The organism is Aeoliella sp. (assembly GCF_965227375.1).
GTDB lineage: Bacteria > Planctomycetota > Planctomycetia > Pirellulales > Lacipirellulaceae > Aeoliella.
Genome location: NZ_CBDDFX010000002.1, coordinates 1687069 through 1703843, shown reverse-complemented (window position 1 = coordinate 1703843; position 16775 = coordinate 1687069). Strand labels below are relative to the sequence as shown.

12 protein-coding genes and 1 tRNA gene are annotated in these 16775 nt (G+C 58.0%); 10 read left to right on the top strand and 3 right to left on the bottom strand.

Annotation, left to right across the window (positions count from 1 at the left end; all coding sequences use genetic code 11):
* The first annotated feature begins 148 nt into the window (after window positions 1–148).
* The 9 genes from acnA (at window position 149) to ACQK2L_RS19730 (ending at window position 9011) form a co-directional block, all read left to right on the top strand.
* Window positions 149–2917, top strand: a complete 2769-nt coding sequence (gene acnA / locus ACQK2L_RS19770) for an aconitate hydratase AcnA (protein WP_425398766.1) — start codon at window positions 149–151, stop codon at window positions 2915–2917.
* 101 nt (window positions 2918–3018) lie between these two features.
* Window positions 3019–3705 (top strand): lysophospholipid acyltransferase family protein, encoded by a 687-nt coding sequence (locus ACQK2L_RS19765; protein ID WP_425398765.1) that lies wholly within the window; start codon window positions 3019–3021, stop codon window positions 3703–3705.
* Between the two features lie 216 nt (window positions 3706–3921).
* Window positions 3922–4368, top strand: a complete 447-nt coding sequence (locus ACQK2L_RS19760; protein ID WP_425398764.1) for an RrF2 family transcriptional regulator — start codon at window positions 3922–3924, stop codon at window positions 4366–4368.
* A 207-nt stretch (window positions 4369–4575) separates the two neighbouring features.
* Entirely contained in the window at window positions 4576–5739 is a 1164-nt protein-coding gene (locus tag ACQK2L_RS19755; protein ID WP_425398763.1) for a Re/Si-specific NAD(P)(+) transhydrogenase subunit alpha, read from the top strand.
* Window positions 5740–5768: 29 nt separating this feature from the next.
* A complete protein-coding gene (locus ACQK2L_RS19750; RefSeq protein ID WP_425398762.1) occupies window positions 5769–6041 on the top strand; it encodes an NAD(P) transhydrogenase subunit alpha in 273 nt (90 codons plus the stop codon).
* A 23-nt stretch (window positions 6042–6064) separates the two neighbouring features.
* Window positions 6065–7507 carry an NAD(P)(+) transhydrogenase (Re/Si-specific) subunit beta gene (locus ACQK2L_RS19745; RefSeq protein ID WP_425398761.1) on the top strand — a complete coding sequence of 481 codons (1443 nt, stop codon included), beginning with the start codon at window positions 6065–6067 and terminating at the stop codon, window positions 7505–7507.
* A 54-nt stretch (window positions 7508–7561) separates the two neighbouring features.
* Window positions 7562–8005, top strand: coding sequence for a hypothetical protein (locus ACQK2L_RS19740; protein ID WP_425398760.1), 444 nt, complete (start codon window positions 7562–7564; stop codon window positions 8003–8005).
* A 27-nt stretch (window positions 8006–8032) separates the two neighbouring features.
* Window positions 8033–8581 carry a hypothetical protein gene (locus ACQK2L_RS19735; protein WP_425398759.1) on the top strand — a complete coding sequence of 183 codons (549 nt, stop codon included), beginning with the start codon at window positions 8033–8035 and terminating at the stop codon, window positions 8579–8581.
* Between the two features lie 357 nt (window positions 8582–8938).
* Window positions 8939–9011: transfer RNA gene (locus ACQK2L_RS19730), tRNA-Lys, on the top strand.
* A 513-nt stretch (window positions 9012–9524) separates the two neighbouring features.
* Here ACQK2L_RS19730 and ACQK2L_RS19725 read toward each other — a convergent pair.
* Both ACQK2L_RS19725 and ACQK2L_RS19720 read right to left on the bottom strand, forming a co-directional pair.
* Window positions 9525–10958 carry a hypothetical protein gene (locus ACQK2L_RS19725; protein WP_425398758.1) on the bottom strand — a complete coding sequence of 478 codons (1434 nt, stop codon included), beginning with the start codon at window positions 10956–10958 and terminating at the stop codon, window positions 9525–9527.
* Between the two features lie 222 nt (window positions 10959–11180).
* Window positions 11181–13925, bottom strand: coding sequence for an exo-alpha-sialidase (locus tag ACQK2L_RS19720; protein WP_425398757.1), 2745 nt, complete (start codon window positions 13923–13925; stop codon window positions 11181–11183).
* Between ACQK2L_RS19720 and ACQK2L_RS19715 the strand changes: the two genes are divergently transcribed.
* Window positions 13924–15555, top strand: a complete 1632-nt coding sequence (locus tag ACQK2L_RS19715; protein WP_425398756.1) for a sialate O-acetylesterase — start codon at window positions 13924–13926, stop codon at window positions 15553–15555. The two genes, ACQK2L_RS19720 and ACQK2L_RS19715, sit on opposite strands and share 2 nt — an antisense overlap.
* Here ACQK2L_RS19715 and ACQK2L_RS19710 read toward each other — a convergent pair.
* Window positions 15552–16775 (bottom strand): AGE family epimerase/isomerase, encoded by a 1224-nt coding sequence (locus ACQK2L_RS19710; protein WP_425398755.1) that lies wholly within the window; start codon window positions 16773–16775, stop codon window positions 15552–15554. The genes ACQK2L_RS19715 and ACQK2L_RS19710 overlap by 4 nt on opposite strands.

The following is a 16775-nucleotide window of genomic DNA, read 5'->3' as shown; positions in this document are numbered from 1 at the left end:
GGACAGGCGGCGGGTTGCACCGAAACAGTTGGCGCGGCCAATATTTTCCCGGCGTACCACCACCTCCCGATGGATGCCAGAATTGTCTAAAATCGGTAGTTTCGGCGGCCCGACCTTTCCAACCGACCCCAAAACCCCGATCTCAGCCATGCCCGACGTATTTAATGCCCGCAGTTCCTTCGACACAGGAAATGGCTCCGCCGACTACTACCGCCTCACCGCGCTGGAAGATGCGGGTCTCACCAAGGTGGCGGAGTTGCCGTATTCGATTCGCGTGCTGCTGGAGAGCGTGCTGCGAAACTGCGACGACTACGTCGTCTCGCAGGACGACGTGAAGGCCGTGGCCAATTGGGCGCAAACCAAGGGCACCGGCGGCGAGGAAGTGCCGTTCAAGCCCGCCCGCGTGGTACTGCAGGACTTCACCGGCGTGCCGGCGGTAGTCGATCTGGCTGCCATGCGTTCGGCCATGCAGCGACTGGGCGGCGACGCCAACAAGATCAACCCGCTGGTGCCAGCAGATCTGGTGATCGACCACTCGGTGCAGGTCGACCACTACCTTGGCGAATCTTCGCTCGATTTGAACATCGACATGGAGTTCAGTCGCAACCGCGAGCGGTACGAGTTCCTTCGCTGGGGTCAGAAGGCGTTCGACAACTTCCGCGTCGTCCCGCCCGGCACCGGCATTGTTCACCAGGTGAATCTCGAGTACCTGGCCAAGTGCGTGTTTGTCCGCGACGGAGTGGCCCTGCCGGACTCGCTGGTGGGCACCGATAGCCATACCACTATGATCGATGGTCTCGGCGTGGTGGGTTGGGGCGTGGGCGGCATCGAGGCCGAAGGCGTCATGCTCGGCCAACCGATCTACATGCTCATGCCCGAAGTGGTCGGCATGAAGCTCACTGGCAAACTGCCGGCCGGCGCCACCGCGACCGACCTGGTGCTGATGGTCACCGAAATCCTGCGGAAGGAGAAGGTCGTCGGCAAGTTCGTCGAGTTCTTTGGCGACGGCGTGAGCACCATGTCGCTCGCCGACCGCGCGACGATCGCCAACATGAGCCCCGAGTACGGCGCGACTATGGGCTTCTTCCCAATTGACGATCGCACACTCGATTACCTTCGCCTCACCGGCCGCACCGACGACGAAGTGACGCTGGTGGAGCGCTACACGAAAGAGAACTCGCTGTTCCGCACCGACTCCGCAGCGGTGCCGACCTTCACCAGGACGGTGGAACTCGACCTGTCGAACGTGGTGCCATCGCTCGCCGGCCCCAAGCGCCCGCAGGACCGCATCACCGTGGCCAATATGAAGTCGCAGTGGAACACCGACCTGCAAGAAGTGTACGAAAAGACGCCGGGCGATCGTTCGCCGGCGGGACGTTGGGAGGGCGAAGGAGGCGGCGTGCCCGATCCGGCTGGTGCCGCCACGGCCGAGACGGCCATTGCCGACCCAGGCGTCGATGGTGTCTCCGTGGAGAACGAGGGCTGCACATTTCATCTCAAGCACGGCAGCGTCGTGATCGCCGCGATCACCAGTTGCACCAACACCAGCAATCCCAGCGTGATGGTGGCCGCGGGCCTCGTGGCCCAAAAAGCCGCCGAGCGTGGACTGGCCGCCAAGCCATGGGTCAAAACAAGCATCGCGCCAGGCAGTCGCGTGGTGACCGACTACTACGAGAAGTCGAAACTCGATGTGGAACTCGCCAAGATCGGCTTCTACACCGTCGGCTACGGCTGTACTACTTGCATCGGCAACAGCGGCCCACTCCCCGCGCCGATCAGCGCAGCAATTCGCGAGCACGACCTGGTGGTGTCCGGTGTATTGAGCGGCAATCGCAACTTCGAAGGACGCATCAACCCGGACGTGAAGGCCAATTACCTGGCGAGTCCGCCACTGGTGGTCGTCTACGCCCTGGCTGGCACCACGGACATCGACTTGAACAACGAACCGATCGGCGAGGACACCGAAGGCAAACCCGTGTTCATGAGGGACATATGGCCCACACAGGAAGAAGTGCAGACCGTGGTGTCCAATTGCGTTCGGCCCGAGATGTTCCAGACTCAGTACGACGATGTGTGGAACAAGAACGAAAAGTGGAACGCGATCGCCACCAGCGAAGGCGGCATCTACGACTGGAACGACGACAGCACCTACATTCAGGAGCCGCCCTTCCTGGTGGACCTCACACCGGAAGTGTCGCCCATCAAGCCGCTTGCCGGCGCGAGGTGCCTGGCGCTGTTGGGCGACTCGGTGACGACCGACCACATCTCGCCCGCCGGCGCCATCGCCAAGGACAGTCCGGCCGGCAAGTTCTTGCAAGAGCAGGGCGTCGCGCCGGTCGACTTCAACAGCTACGGCAGTCGCCGCGGCAACGATCGGGTGATGACGCGCGGCACGCTGGCCAACATCCGTATCCGCAACCAACTCGCGCCCGGCACCGAAGGTGGCATCACGCGCTACCTGCCTAGTGACGAAGTGATGCCGATTTACGACGCCTCGATGAAGTACCAGGCCGACGGCACGCCGCTGGTGATTCTGGCTGGCAGCGAGTACGGCACCGGCAGTTCCCGCGACTGGGCGGCCAAAGGCACGTTTCTGCTGGGCGTCCGCGCGGTGCTGGCCGCCAGCTACGAGCGCATCCACCGCTCGAATTTGGTGATGATGGGCGTGTTGCCGTTGGAGTTCGAGCCGGGATCCACTTGGCAGTCGCTCGGCCTCACCGGCGAAGAGACCTTCTCCATCCCCGAGCTGGGCGAAGACCTCAAGCCGGGGCAAACGATCAAGGTCTCTGCCGCCGACTCGTCGGGCAGCGCCAAGGAGTTTGCGATGAAGGTTCGCATCGACACACCAGTGGAACTCGATTACTATCGGCACGGTGGCATTCTGCAGTTCGTGCTGCGAAAGCTGCTGGCAGAGTAGCGAAATCGTGGCGACCGTCGGCTGGCTACTAGCCGCCAAGCGACGTTCCTCACCATTCGCCGCTTCCACTCGGGCGTCCCCTCGAAACTTCCAGAACATCCATGGCCGAACCTCGCTCGTACAGTTTCGTCCAGTGGTGTTTCTACTATGTCAACCTGTTCATCGTCCGGGTGATCTGGTGGGCGAAGGTGCCGGAAAAGCTGCCGCTGGCAGACGACCAAGGGGCCGTGCTAATCTGCAACCACCGCAGCAGCGCCGATCCTTGCGTGATACAAGTCGTCACCAAGAGACGACTCGTCCACTGGCTGGTCGCCCAACTTTACAAGCCCGGCACGATGATCGCCCGCATGCTCGATGTGTTCGAGGTGATCTCCGTTCGCAAGGACGGCAACGACGTCTCGCCACTCCGCGCCGCGATACGCCGCGCCGAGGCGGGCGAGTTGGTGGGTATGTTCCCCGAAGGAACGATCAACACCTCCAACGACTTCATGCTGCCGGTCCGCCCAGGCGCGATCGTCGTGGCGCTACGAGCCAAAGTGCCAGTGCTTCCCTGCTACCTCGAAGGAACACCCTACAGCAAGTATCCATGGATGCCGGTGTTCATGCCGTCCAGGGTAAAGCTCCAGTTCGGTGAGCCCATCGATCTGAGCGAATACTACGATCAGGATCGCGACAACGAAGTGGTCGCCAAGTTGACTATCCAGTGTGTTGAAGCGATTGCAAAACTTGCAGGGCGCGAGGACTTCGAACCCCAGATCGCTGGAAAAGGTTGGAAGACCTGGCAGTAGTTGGCCATCTCTTGCGGCAGTCCGAACGGAGTGGAGTGGTAACCCGAATCCCCATGCCAGAGCTGTTCATTGGCAGCCTATCTATTAGGCGATCGCGGTATGGCACTTTCCACATTGCTTCCAAAAACCGCACTTGCCGCCAATGCATTCGGACGATGTGGGAGTTAGCGGTCGCACCCTTGTTCGTTTCGACTGTAGGATTCTGGAGATTGTACTGTGGTAGTTTCTCGTTCGCTTGCCTATGCGATTCAATCGCTAATTCAACTGGCGGATACTGACTGCCGAAAGCCCGTGTCGTGCCGAGTGCTGGCAAACCACGGAAGCCTGCCCGAACGATTCCTGCTGCAGATTCTCCGTAAGCTCGTCGGGCATGGAGTTCTGAAGTCGGTGCGTGGAGTGGAGGGTGGCTACCTCCTTGCGCGCAGCGCCGACAGCATCACGCTGCTCGATCTGTACGAAGCACTCGACAGCCCCATCGTGCCAAGCGTTCCTCCGCTGCCAGCGGTAGATCCCTACACACACACCAAACTGCACGAGACCATGCTTCGCGCCGCCGACCTCGTAAATCACGAGTTGTCGCAGGTGTCTTTGTCGGACCTCATCGACTCCCGGCCAGTAGGCATAGAGGGGCAGCTATGCCTGCCGGTTTGGGACACGGCGTGAGCTCGGCTTAGCAGTATCTTCTTGGCACTCGGCGTCGTGACTTCTCATCTCCAGCTTGGATGGCATGGAGATTTCAAGCGCGTGGTCCGCCGTTCTGTGAGCGGATTTCTAGCCACTTCGGATGTGACTACTACGGACAACGAAAACCAAGTACGATAAAGAATGCCCCAGCGGAGCCTACATTGCCTTTCTCGTCTGGTTAACTGAATGATCGTCGCCGTCCCCCGCGAAACCTGCACTGTTGAACGCCGCGTGGCGGTGGTGCCGGCCGGAGTCGCGGCGATCACCAAACGAGGCATCTCCTGCCAGATAGAAACCAGTGCCGGCGCATCCGCTGGCTTTTCGGACGACGCCTACCGCGAAGCGGGCGCTCAAATCGTCAGCGATCGCAAGACGCTCTTCCAAGCCGCCGATGTGGTTTTGCAAGTTCGCACCCTGGGCGCCGACCCCGGCGCTGCGACAACGGACCTCGACAATCTGAAACCAGAAACGGTGGTCATCGGCACGGCCGATCCACTAGGCAACCCCGCGGCCGCGACCGAATACGCCTCGCGGAAGCTTACACTCTTCGCTTTGGAATTGCTTCCACGCATTAGTCGCGCCCAGAGCATGGACGTGCTGTCGAGCATGGCGACCGTGGCGGGCTACAAGGCAGTGTTGTTGGCGGCTCACGAGTTGCCGAAGATGTTTCCGCTGCTCATGACCGCCGCGGGCACGCAGAAGCCGGCCAGGGTTCTCGTGATCGGCGCCGGCGTGGCGGGCTTGCAAGCCATCGCCACCGCGCGGAGGCTCGGCGCAGTGGTTCAGGCGTACGACGTCCGCCCTGCCGCGCGGGAGCAAATCGAGAGCCTTGGCGCGAGCGCCGTCGAATTGAATCTGGCGACCGACGATGCCGAAGACAAAGGGGGCTACGCCAAGGCACTCTCCGCGGAACAGGAAGATGGACAGCGCGAACAACTGGGCAAAGTTGTCGCTGAATGCGACGTGGTGATCACCACAGCCGCCATACCAGGGCGTCGGTCGCCGCTGCTAATTACCAAAAAAGCAGTCGCCAGCATGCAAACAGGCAGTGTCGTTGTCGATCTGGCGGCCGAGCGCGGGGGCAATTGCGAGTTCACCCAGCCCGATCAAACCATCGAACACCAAGGCGTGAAGATCTTCGGCCCGACCGACCTTCCCAGCACGGCGCCGTTGAGCGCAAGCCAGATGTACTCCACTAACGTGGTGAACTTCCTGTCGCTGCTCGCTAAAGAGGGCGAACTGGTAATCGACACTGAAGACGAAGTCATCCGCGACACGCTCGTGACACGCGGAGGCGAGATCACCAACGACCGCATTCGGCAATTGATCGCCGACGCAACCAATACCTAAGCACCGTTCCTTCGTTTGCACACGGCAACATGACCACGTTCACCATTTTCGTGCTCGCCATCTTCGTGGGATTCGAAATCATCACCAAGGTGCCGCCAACGCTGCACACCCCGCTGATGAGCGGCTCGAACGCGATCAGCGGCATCACCCTGATTGGGGCCATCCTGGCGATGAGGGCCGACTTCGCTGCCGCCTGGCTGGCGCCGACGCTCGGCTTCGTGGCCATCGTGCTGGCGATGATTAACGTCGTAGGTGGGTTCTTCGTCACCCATCGCATGCTTGCCATGTTCAAGAAGAAGTAATCACTAACGCTTGCAGATTGCTCTTGTTATCCTCCTTCGACATTTCGATCTACCTGAACCGCCCTGAAGTGGCGGACGCCGGGTACTTGTTGGCCGCGGTGCTGTTCATTCTTGGCATCAAAGGCATGACACACCCCCGCACCGCGGTGCGCGGCAACTTGCTGGGCGCCATGGGCATGCTGGTCGCTGTGCTGGTGACCGTCGTCAAACTCGAACTAATGCCAATCGGCCTCGCCGGGGGAGCGATGGCCGTTGGCGCGGCTATTGGGTATGTGCTGGCGGTGCGCGTGCAGATGACGGAGATGCCTCAGTTGGTTGCGCTGTTCAACGGCTTCGGCGGTGCGGCCTCGCTGCTGGTCGCCGGCGCGGAGATCGCGCAAAGAACTAGCGTCGATGTTAAATCGGTTGCCGAAGAAACACAGCAGCTAACGCCCGACTTCGCTCTCTTGGCAGCCGGTGCAGCCGGATTGATCGGCGCGGTGACGCTCACAGGGTCATTCATCGCGGCGGGCAAACTACAAGGCATCCCGTTGGTTGATCGCAAGCCGCCCGCGGGATTGCAGGTGATCAGTGCGCTGCTAGCGGCGGCCACGGTCGTGCTGTTGGTGCTGCTAGTGCTGGGCTACATGTGGGCGTTCTGGGCGCTGCTGGGCGTAGCCGCGGTGCTCGGCATTACGCTAGTGCAGCCGATCGGCGGCGCCGACATGCCGGTGGTGATTTCGCTTTTGAACAGCTACTCGGGCCTGGCCGCCGCGGCGGCTGGCTTTTTGATCGATAACAACGTGTTGATTATCGCCGGCTCGCTGGTCGGCGCCAGCGGCTTGATCCTGACTAATATCATGTGCAAGGCGATGAACCGCTCACTGGCAAATGTGGTGTTCGGCAAGCTCGAACCCTCGGCCGACGGCCCCTCGGCCGACGAAGTCTACGAAGGCAAAATCAAAGCCACCAGCCCCGAAGAAGTTGCCATGTTGCTCGACGGAGTGCAGCGAGTTGCAATCGTGCCGGGCTACGGAATGGCCGTGGCCCAGTGCCAACATTCGGTGCGCGAGTTGGCCGATGAGTTGGCCAGCCGCGGTGTAACCGTCGAATACGCTATCCACCCTGTCGCCGGCCGCATGCCGGGGCATATGAACGTGCTGCTCGCGGAGGCCGACGTGCCCTACGACCAGCTAAAAACGATGGAAGAGATGAATCCCCACTTCTCCCAAGTCGACGTGGTGATCGTGCTCGGCGCGAATGACGTCGTGAACCCGGTGGCAAATACCGATCCCACGAGCCCCATCGCCGGAATGCCTATCCTGGAAGTCGACAAAGCCCGCACCGTGGTCGTCATCAAACGCAGCCTCTCGCCCGGTTTCGCGGGCATTCCCAATCCGCTATTCGCCGCCGACAACTGCCTGATGCTTTTTGGTGATGGCAAGCAGGCGATGGTCGATTTGGTAGCGGCGGTGATCGAAAGCTAGCGCGTGACCAACTCTTAACAAGACCCGTAGGACCTCATTCCTCGGGAACTATGTGTGGCTCCATCGCGTCCAACGACTACCTTCTCGGACCTTCGCATGGGCGAGCAAGCCAAGCTCTCGTTCACTCGACCAGTGGCCGTCGAAGGCGACACGGTCACCATCCACGAAGTGCGTCACGAGACATCGCTGGGCGAAAGACTCCGAACTGCAACGCTTACGCTGGAAATCGAACGCAGCCTGGCTGGCGACTTCGTCATTCAAATCCCATCCGATGCGGAAGTGACAACGGTCAAGCTGGCTGGCCGAGGAATACCCATTCGCCGCGACGGCGAGAAGCTTATCGTCCCCACTACGCCCGGCAGGCAACAGGTTGAAGTCACATGGAAACTGGTCGCGCTGATGGAGAGAGTGGCTTCGCCTGATGCGGTGACCTTGCCATCCGAGTCGGCCAACGTTACGACCGTCCTTCAACCTTCGTACGATCGCTGGCTACTGTAGGCATCCGGCCCACTGCGAGGGCCCGCGGTGCGATTCTGGACCATCATCGTGGTCGCCATACTCGCCGGTCTGCTGCTTAGCCGACTGCCTCACTCGCCACTGCGCTGGTGGGAATGGGTGCTATTGGGACTGGAGCTTACTCAGGTACACCTGGTGGCGGCGTTACTGGTAGTCGTGTGGCTACTGGCCTTCTCCTGGCGCGGACGCATGGATGCGCGTTCGGTGAACGTCGGAATCTTCAACCTGCTTCAGTGCTTGCTCGTCCTGCTCACGTTGGGTGCTCTAGCGGTGCTATTGGTGGTGGTGCGCGAAGGCCTCTTGGGCGACCCCGAAATGTTCGTCATCGGCAATGGTTCGTCACCGACGCACCTTCAGTGGTTCGAACCTCGCAGCGGAGCCGACCTGCCGCAACCAACTGCGGTCAGCGTGTCCGTGTGGTGGTACCGTGCGTTGATGCTGCTCTGGGCTTTGTGGCTGGCCAGTGCACTAGTGCGATGGCTGAAACAAGGCTGGCAACAGTTCACGCACGGCGCCGCTTGGCGACATAGCACCAAGGTGGAGGCCGAACCCAGCTAAAACACTTTTCGCCAAACCACAGCACCACGAGCAAACTCTTGCTGGTATACTCACATTTCAGCTGGGGCCGCGGCTCCCACCTCTTCGGCCTATCAGGGATTGATCGCCTATAAGTCGCTAGGATGGAGCCCCAGTCATTTTTCAAGCGACGGCGATTCGCGCCTCGGCCGCGAACTCTCCAACTGTCCCTGCGCGTGAACCTTTCTTACGTCAATTGCTCCTTTCCAGGGGCTTTCGTGGCCCCCCGCCCGGGGTTTGTCGCACCGTTACGCCTTGCTAGAATACCGTGCTACCACCAACCGCCGGGAGCAAAGCGGTTGTGGCCAAGCCCGTACAAAATCCCCGTTTCGGGGTTTTGACCCTGTAGCTCAGTTGGTAGAGCAACGGACTTTTAATCCGTTGGTCGTGGGTTCGAGTCCCGCCGGGGTCACTGGAAAAGCCTCTCGATTTCGAGGGGCTTTTTTCGTTGTGGGGGAGGGTGGTAAACGGGCGTCAGCCTGGGTGTTACCTAAAGTGTTACCTAACGCTGCCCATAGGCTGGCAGCAGCGTCCTGGGCATTCTGGCTGGCATCAATTGTAATTCGCAGAATTGTTGGATGCACGTGTTAGAAGGGTTTGCCAAGCCCGCGGCGCCGATGCCTAATCCGTACAGACGCGATGCAAAGGAATATCGAAATGCTATTCGCATCCGTTTCGCAGGCTAAATAATCGGCCACTATTTCTGGCGACCCACAATCGGAGTGGTAGTACGACCTGATTCGCCGATTGGATTGAGGGAAGTAGCTTTTTTTGCTTGTGAAGCAAGTAGCCAAGTTGTTTCAAGAAGGGCGCTGAAGTGCGTCTATGAGGTGTATATACAACTGGGGTGGTAAACCTGGCATGATCGGGGCTTGGTTGCGGAGAAAGAGTCATGCGACTTGTGTTCAATCGCGCTGTATCGCCCTCACGGTGACGCTCCAGCACTGTTTAGCGCTACCGAGTCCTGCAGGCGAAGCGAGAATACAGTGGCATCGGAGAACTTCAGTCTTACTCGAAACTTCTTGGCATGGATGGGTCGATCCCACTTGATGGTGACGTGGGTTGAGGAGTCACTAAACCGGCAGCGAGCGATCTCAACTCCCGAACGGTCGACCGCAGCAACCTCGACATAACCACCCTCCGCGATGTCCGCATTGAGGGCAAGCGATCGGTCTGCGACGTCGATGGGGACTGTGGTCACCACCGCCGGCTTCTCTTTCGAAGCTTGGGTGTATCCCGCGAAGCCGTCGGGCCTGAGCGTCGCCAGGTTCAAGGACCCGCACCGCCACCCGAAGTGCAGTCCGTCACTGCCACCGTAATACACGCGAATCTCGTCCTGAAAAAATATGGGTGTTGCCGCTGCGAAGGCGCAGCCCCAATCATAAGCTCCCTCCTCACTTGAGTTAGGGATGAGAGGAACGCCAGGACAGATGCGGTGCCATTTTTTAGTGTCCGGGCTCCACGCCAGCTCAGTCCAAACACGATCCCTTTTTTGATCGTGTATCATCAGAAGCCCGAGATATACGTCGCCGTAGAAGAAGGTGGTCATGGCATAGGTCTGAACGTTACGGTCAGACCCGTGAAGGACTACTTCGGCGGGCGTCCAATGAATAAAGTCGTCTGATTCCGTCCGCGCAACCAGGCGGCCAAACTCGGAATTCACCTCTCGTGTGATGCCGACATACTTTCCCAACGTCGGAGCCCAAAAAGCATTGTTGTGTGTGTCGCCTCGTGCGCCGATCTCCGGGCAGTCCACATAGTCGCTCCAACGCAATCCATCGGGAGAAAAGGCGACGGACATTTCCTTGCGTTTACAGAACTGCTTGAAGCGGCGGTCGGGATTCGCGTCATGTGGGTCTTCAAACACACCGACTCCATGAGGCCCACGGGCCAGGATGTTGTTTTGCTTGCTTCCCTCATACTCGATGAATCCGAGAGTCGGCTTTTTCCAGTGCAGACCGTCCTGAGATACCGCATAACACAGGCTCGTCTCCCGGTCTTTAGGAGGTCGGTATCGCTGCTTGCGTTCCTCAGGCGATTTGCCCCGGGCAGAGTGATCGATGACTAGCGTACCATGCCATGACCGAAAGGTGCCATCTTGAGGGTCGAACATAATGTTTGGGTAGAGATTGTCGAATCGTTTCTCCCATGGTTGATCTTCGACCATCAGAGGATTGGACGGGTGTTTAGATATCTGCCCGAGGGTAAGCTCTGCATTTTCGGCTTGCTCGATGATGCGATCGTCCAATAGCAGGAGAACCCGACGGCTCGGTTTCGCCTCGTTACAACTCGCGGAGTTCGCACAAAAATGAAGCAATGCAATCACGGTGAACGCGCCCACTCTCTTGCATTTGGACATAGAAGGAATCCCGTGTGGCATGAATGGAATTATCAATTGTCTGCCCCACTACTGCCACCCAAAACATGTTGAGTGGTATGGGGCAAACGACGAACAGGAGGCTTGGCCATGGACGCTAATGCTCTCGATTCGCGCAGCAGGTGTGATTCAAAAGGTTTAATTCGAGCTGGAAACGAGGTCGCTGTTCACCGCATCGAGCCCAACGATACCGCTAGAAGCCGATCACTTGCCAACGACGCCATCCATTGGTATCCGCTGGAACGTCATATGCCCCTGACTTCCCTCGTAGAGAATGCCAATGGCGTCGATGTCTGTCATTGACATACAGGAGTATCCAGCTGACGGAGCTTCGTCGAGCAACAGTTGATTGTCTTCTCGCCAGGTATGGCCCTGATCGCTGCTGGCTTTGATCGTCATCTGTCGGCGACTATGTAGATTGTTCGGGTTTGAGAACAGTAGCCAGGATGCGCCTCTAGTGGTTGGCCCCTGGATGAGGCTGGCCATGCACGCGCGGGGTTCATTGAGAGCGGTCCGCGAAGACGGGTGCTCTTGCCAAGTTTGCCCCATGTCGCTCGAAGTTACAACTACACGCTTAGAATCACGATTGTAGCGGCAGTTGAGCATTAGGACGCCTGGTTCCAGTTCTACGACTTGAGCCTCTGTTGTGTCATCAAAAGCACCAGTACCAATTTTCCAGGTCTCACCGTGATCGCGACTATAGATGATGGTTGACCGAGGTAGACGTTTATTGGCCGATGTGTCTTGATACTGGGCGGCGAAAACCAGAGTGCCGTCGCTCATCGTGATGCCCTTGCCTGGCCCCTGGAGAAGAAAGCACCACTCTGGTCGCTTGACTTGGGTGGTAATATTAATGGGCTCCGACCAGGTTTCGCCATCATCGTCACTGCGAACTAGCATCAATTGCCCTGTGTCTTCGGGGTCCATTCCGGGCTGCGATCCGTGCCATCCACGGTTACCGTGGCTCCACACAGCAGCCACCCAAATCGTATTGGTCTCGCGGTCGACCAAGACTGCAGGATCACCAATGCCGTCGAATCGCCATCTCGGGTCCTCTCCCATATCCATGATCACCTGCATGGGTTCCCAAGTTTGGCCACGATCGGTGCTGCGGGACATTCCAACATCAATGTCGCCCGGCAAGTCGCCTCCACCGCGACGACGGATGTCATAGACAGCAATCAGTGTTCCATCGTTGGTGGTTGCCAGCCCTGGTATGCGGAAGGTGTGGACGCCATCGTCTCCTCGGCGACGAACTGCAACACCTAGTCGCTGTCCGGCAAGCTCCTCTGCAATGGATAAGGTCAAGGCCTGTCCACCCGCTAGTTGCGCCTTGGTCGGTACAGCATTCACGAAGTGGTCGATGTTGGCGTCTGACTTTAGTTGGCAAGCAATCCAGAAGTAGTTGGCTCCTGGGGAAAGAGTCTGATTTCCCGGGATGGAGATAGTGTTGTTGGACGGGTATTCCTTTCCGAAGGGCGTCGCCCCAACGAAGGCATTAGGATTGCCTCTGGCAGTCACGAGCGGTTGGCTACCGGTATAGTAGGCTTGCACCTTCGAGATCTCTTTTAAGTCAGTCGTACCCTCTGTTGTGAGTTCCAAGGCCGTCAGTGACGGTGCCGGCCCAAGGTTGCCATCGACATCCACGCGAACTCGAGTGACAGCACTCCACTCGGTTCCTACCAAGGCAGGTAGTGTGGGTTGATCCACGACAGCAGTCGTGGCGATCATAGGTGTGCCGTCGGCTAATTCCACGTCGTCCACAAGCAACCCTGTAGATTCGGGAGTTGTGAGAGTCATACGGAGTTTAATTTGTTCCACTTTCTTCAGAGGAACTGAAATGTGGGTGTTGAATCCACCAACACGAATCTCCTTGTCGCCATCGTAGACTTCGACCCAATTGTCTCCGACTTGTTGTTCAATGCGGAAACGGAAGGGCTGGCGGGCCGTCCAGCGCTCCGCCCAGAAGCTGAGCACCTTCCTGGATTGACCATCCGAAGAGGCGGAAAGTTCCAGGTGACGATTCTTCCCGCCCATGATCCGCAGGCTTCGGTTGCCTGTCCGAACGTGCTGCGAGTTGATCTCCGCATGCTCTGGGGCTGCTTGCCAATCGCCTAGTGGTGTAGTCATCTGCTGCCACTCGCCGACCGGCGCACCTTCGAATCCGTTGTCGCAGCGCTGCGAACTTGTGGTTGTTTCCACTGAGGAGTCGGCGCTAAGCTGAGCGACTGCCACAGCGACCGTTTGTGAGACCACCTCTGCGCCCTGTGCGTTCGGATGGAGATGATCCGGAAACCATTCGGGATGTCCGGCTAGCGGGGCATGCATGTCGATTCCGCGGGCTTCACATTCCTTTGCCACCTGCTCCAGCAATGCCGCATAGGTGTTCTGCAACTGAAGGCACTGCCGATAGTTCTTCTGGCCGCGCATCACGGGAGCCAATTTGGTCCAGATGAGCAGCTGAGGCTTGGAAGAAAGTGCCGCGTATTGCCCGAGCAGGGAGGTATAGTCTCGCACAAAGGCGTTCTGGTTCTGGGCTATCAACGCATGATCATTGATCCCTAGATTGCAGACCACAATACTGGGTTCAAACTCCAGGGCTGCGAGATGTTCGGCGGCGCGGGAGTAAGGCCCGTTGTTGATGCTCAGGACGTCGGCGCCAGGGCGGCCGAAATTGCGGACTTCGTAACCGCTACCCAAGATGCGCTGCAGCTGCGAGGGATAGGAATCACGATGGCGGTTCTCAATGCCTGATCCATACGTGATGCTGTCGCCTATGCACGCAACGCGAATCCGTTCTACGAGAGGCCTTGACGTTACTTGAAGACTGCTGGCATCCTTAGCTTCGTTTGTTAATGTATCCTTCGCTATACTCAAACTGGCGAAAACGAAAACGACAGCTAGTGCTGTTATCGCGACAACAAAGTGAGTTGAGGTTGTTAAACGCATGGCTCTCTCAGTGATCATGTCAATTGTGAGTCGGACAATAAGACGTTTCGGGTGCGGTTTCTATCTTGTTGCGCCGCGCAAGCAACGGCGGTTGCCCGGAAGCCTAGGGACGTTGATGGGGATTTGTATTGCGCTGCTCTGTATCGCGCACCCAGCCATCGCCAGAATTGAGTTAGCGCATGTGTTTGGCGACCATATGGTACTGCAAGCCGATATGCCCATTGAAGTTTGGGGCGCTGGCGCCCCAGGCGAAGCCATCGCCGTGACTCTTGGCAAGGCAACTCGGAGTACCGTTGCGAATGCGAAAGGACAGTGGTTAGTGAGCTTTGCTCCGCGAGCGGCTTCGCGTGAAGCGATTCAGATCCAGGTGCAAGGAAGCAATGCAATTCGGGTGAAGAACGTTCTTGTCGGCGAAGTGTGGCTGGCCGCCGGACAGTCCAACATGGCGTGGCCGTTGAGTCGTGTAGAAAATGCTCAGAGTGAAATTGAGCAAAGCGACCAACCAGAGTTGCGTTTGTACCACCTCGCTGGTTCAGCTCCAACCGGTGCAAGGGCGTATACTCCCGAGGAGTTCTCTCGCCTCGCGCCTGAAGACTTCCTAAGCGGTGATTGGAAGCCATGCAGCCCGGAGACTGCCGCGTCGTTCTCTGCCGTAGCCTACTTTTTTGGCAAACGGCTACATCAAGAGTTACAGGTGCCCATTGGCATCCTCTGCCCTCCGATCGGTGGAACTCCAACCGAAGCTTGGATTCGGCGCGACGCTCTGGTTGAGTCGCAGCAGTTATCGACGCTTGTAAAGGGACCCTGGCTGGAAAACCAGGGCTTGTGCGAGTGGTGTCGCGAGCGCGCCAAAGTGAATTTGGACTGGGGCGTCGTGGATCGCAGCAAGTTGCTTGGCGATGACTTGGGACCGTATCACCCTTATCAGCCAGGCTATATGTGGCAAGCTGGAGTCGCACCTTTGCGTCGATTGCGGCTGCGAGGCGTGATCTGGTACCAAGGAGAGTCGAACGCCGAATCAGCGAATCTTGTCGCACAGCATCGGCCACTGCTGGAGACGCTAGTGACTGATTGGCGAACCCAGTTTCGCCACCCAAGCATGCCTTTCCTGTTCGTACAACTACCTGGCTTAAATCGCCCACACTGGCCTGCTTTTCGACAGAGTCAACACGAATGCAGTGAGTCAATTGAGAATGCTGACATGGTCGTAACCATTGATCTCGGCCACCCAACCAATGTTCATCCACCCGACAAACAGCCGATTGGAAATCGGCTAGCAAACTTGGCCTTGGACACGGTGTATGCACGTTCGGACGGGCATTCGTTTCCCATTGCTGTGGATGCCAGGATAAAGGGGCAGACTGCATGGATTACCTTTGAAGAAACTGGAGACGCGTTAGTGTCCAAGGACGGCGATCCAATTCGCCACTTCGAAATAGCGGGCAACGACGGGAAGTTTGTTCCAGCCAGCGCGAGTTTGGAAAGGAATTCGATAGTCGTGTGGAACGATGACGTGCTCACTCCTCGGTTTGTACGTTATGCCTGGTTGCCATACCCGCGACCTCCGATCAATCTAGTCAACGAGGCGGGCCTACCGGCCTCGCCGTTCAAACTGCCTGTGAAACCTTAACTCTGGGCAATCGTTGTGTTTGGCGAATTGGTCGCGCCATGCGAAGCCAAGTACTTCCAGCACGTGAGCAACATGCGGGGCAAGTGGAAGGGGCCCTTCCAAATGTTGCCTTTGAGTCGCACGCTAAGGCCGCCATCTCGGTGCAAGTAGCCAAACCACTCTCCGTGTTGAGGGTCAGGAAAGTGTTGATAAGACCAGTCGTGGACCCGCTCGTGCCAGTCGGCGTATCTCTCTTCACCGGTTAACAGATGGGCCATCAATGTGGCAATGATCGCCTCGTTGTGGGGCCACCAGAACTTCATGTCGTGCCAGTATTCCTGGACGGGCAAATTGTGAACGTCGGTGAAATAGAGCAATCCTCCGTACTCAAGGTCCCACCCGCGTTGCCACATCCAGTCGAGCATGTCGCAGCCCATCTTGATGAGTTGCGAATCTTGGCGGTACTCTCCCTCACGCATGACAAACCAGGCACCCTCAATGGCATGTCCTGGATTGAGCGTACGACCGTCAAAGTGATCGACTATTTCACCAGTGTCGGAGACGGTCTCCATCACACACTTCAAGTCTTCCTTCAGATGGTAACGCTGCAGCGACTCGATACTGCGATCAATCCACTCATTGGCCTTCTCTAGCCCGATAGACTCTCGGAGTTCTTGGGCCGTATTGATTGTGATCATGGGAAAGCCGAGTCCCCTCGTCGGGCGAACCGACGTGAACTTCGCCTGATCAGCAGGGGGATTCAGATTATGATCAATGAAACGCTCAAAGGCTTTGGTAGCCTCCGACGCATATTCATCAGACGCAAGTGCTTTGGCCAGTTCACCATAGGCGATGGCAGCAAAGCTCTCAGAGTACGCGTACCTTCGCTTACGAATTGGCTGTCCATCGCGAGTGACATGAAACCACATGCGTCCATCGGTCGAGTCTACGCAATGCTTGGCAAGAAACTCGGCTCCGTGAATCGCGAGCGAGAGCCACTCGTCGCGAGAGGCATGTTCAACCAATAACTCGCAGTTGTAAAGCTCTCCCAACAGCCAAGTGAATCGCCCTTGTTGCCACACACTCTTGTCGGTGTCGATAAGCGTTCCGTCGCGATCCAAGGCAGTAAAGAAACCACCACATTCATGGTCCACGCCATTTTCGATCCAGAAGGGAAGCACGTCGTGCAGTAGACCTTCTCGGTAGCAACTAACTAGTTGTTGACGACGTGAAGTGTTCAT

What these genes read in the sequence shown, in the direction of transcription:
- acnA (WP_425398766.1), top strand. Translation starts at nt 149, where the DNA reads ATGCCCGACGTATTTAATGCCCGCAGTTCCTTCGACACAGGAAATGGC.
- ACQK2L_RS19765 (WP_425398765.1), top strand. Translation starts at nt 3,019, where the DNA reads ATGGCCGAACCTCGCTCGTACAGTTTCGTCCAGTGGTGTTTCTACTAT.
- ACQK2L_RS19755 (WP_425398763.1), top strand. Translation starts at nt 4,576, where the DNA reads ATGATCGTCGCCGTCCCCCGCGAAACCTGCACTGTTGAACGCCGCGTG.
- ACQK2L_RS19750 (WP_425398762.1), top strand. Translation starts at nt 5,769, where the DNA reads ATGACCACGTTCACCATTTTCGTGCTCGCCATCTTCGTGGGATTCGAA.
- ACQK2L_RS19725 (WP_425398758.1), bottom strand. Translation starts at nt 10,958, where the DNA reads ATGTCCAAATGCAAGAGAGTGGGCGCGTTCACCGTGATTGCATTGCTT.
- ACQK2L_RS19715 (WP_425398756.1), top strand. Translation starts at nt 13,924, where the DNA reads ATGGCTCTCTCAGTGATCATGTCAATTGTGAGTCGGACAATAAGACGT.
- ACQK2L_RS19720 (WP_425398757.1), bottom strand. Translation starts at nt 13,925, where the DNA reads ATGCGTTTAACAACCTCAACTCACTTTGTTGTCGCGATAACAGCACTA.
- ACQK2L_RS19710 (WP_425398755.1), bottom strand. Translation starts at nt 16,775, where the DNA reads ATGAACACTTCACGTCGTCAACAACTAGTTAGTTGCTACCGAGAAGGT.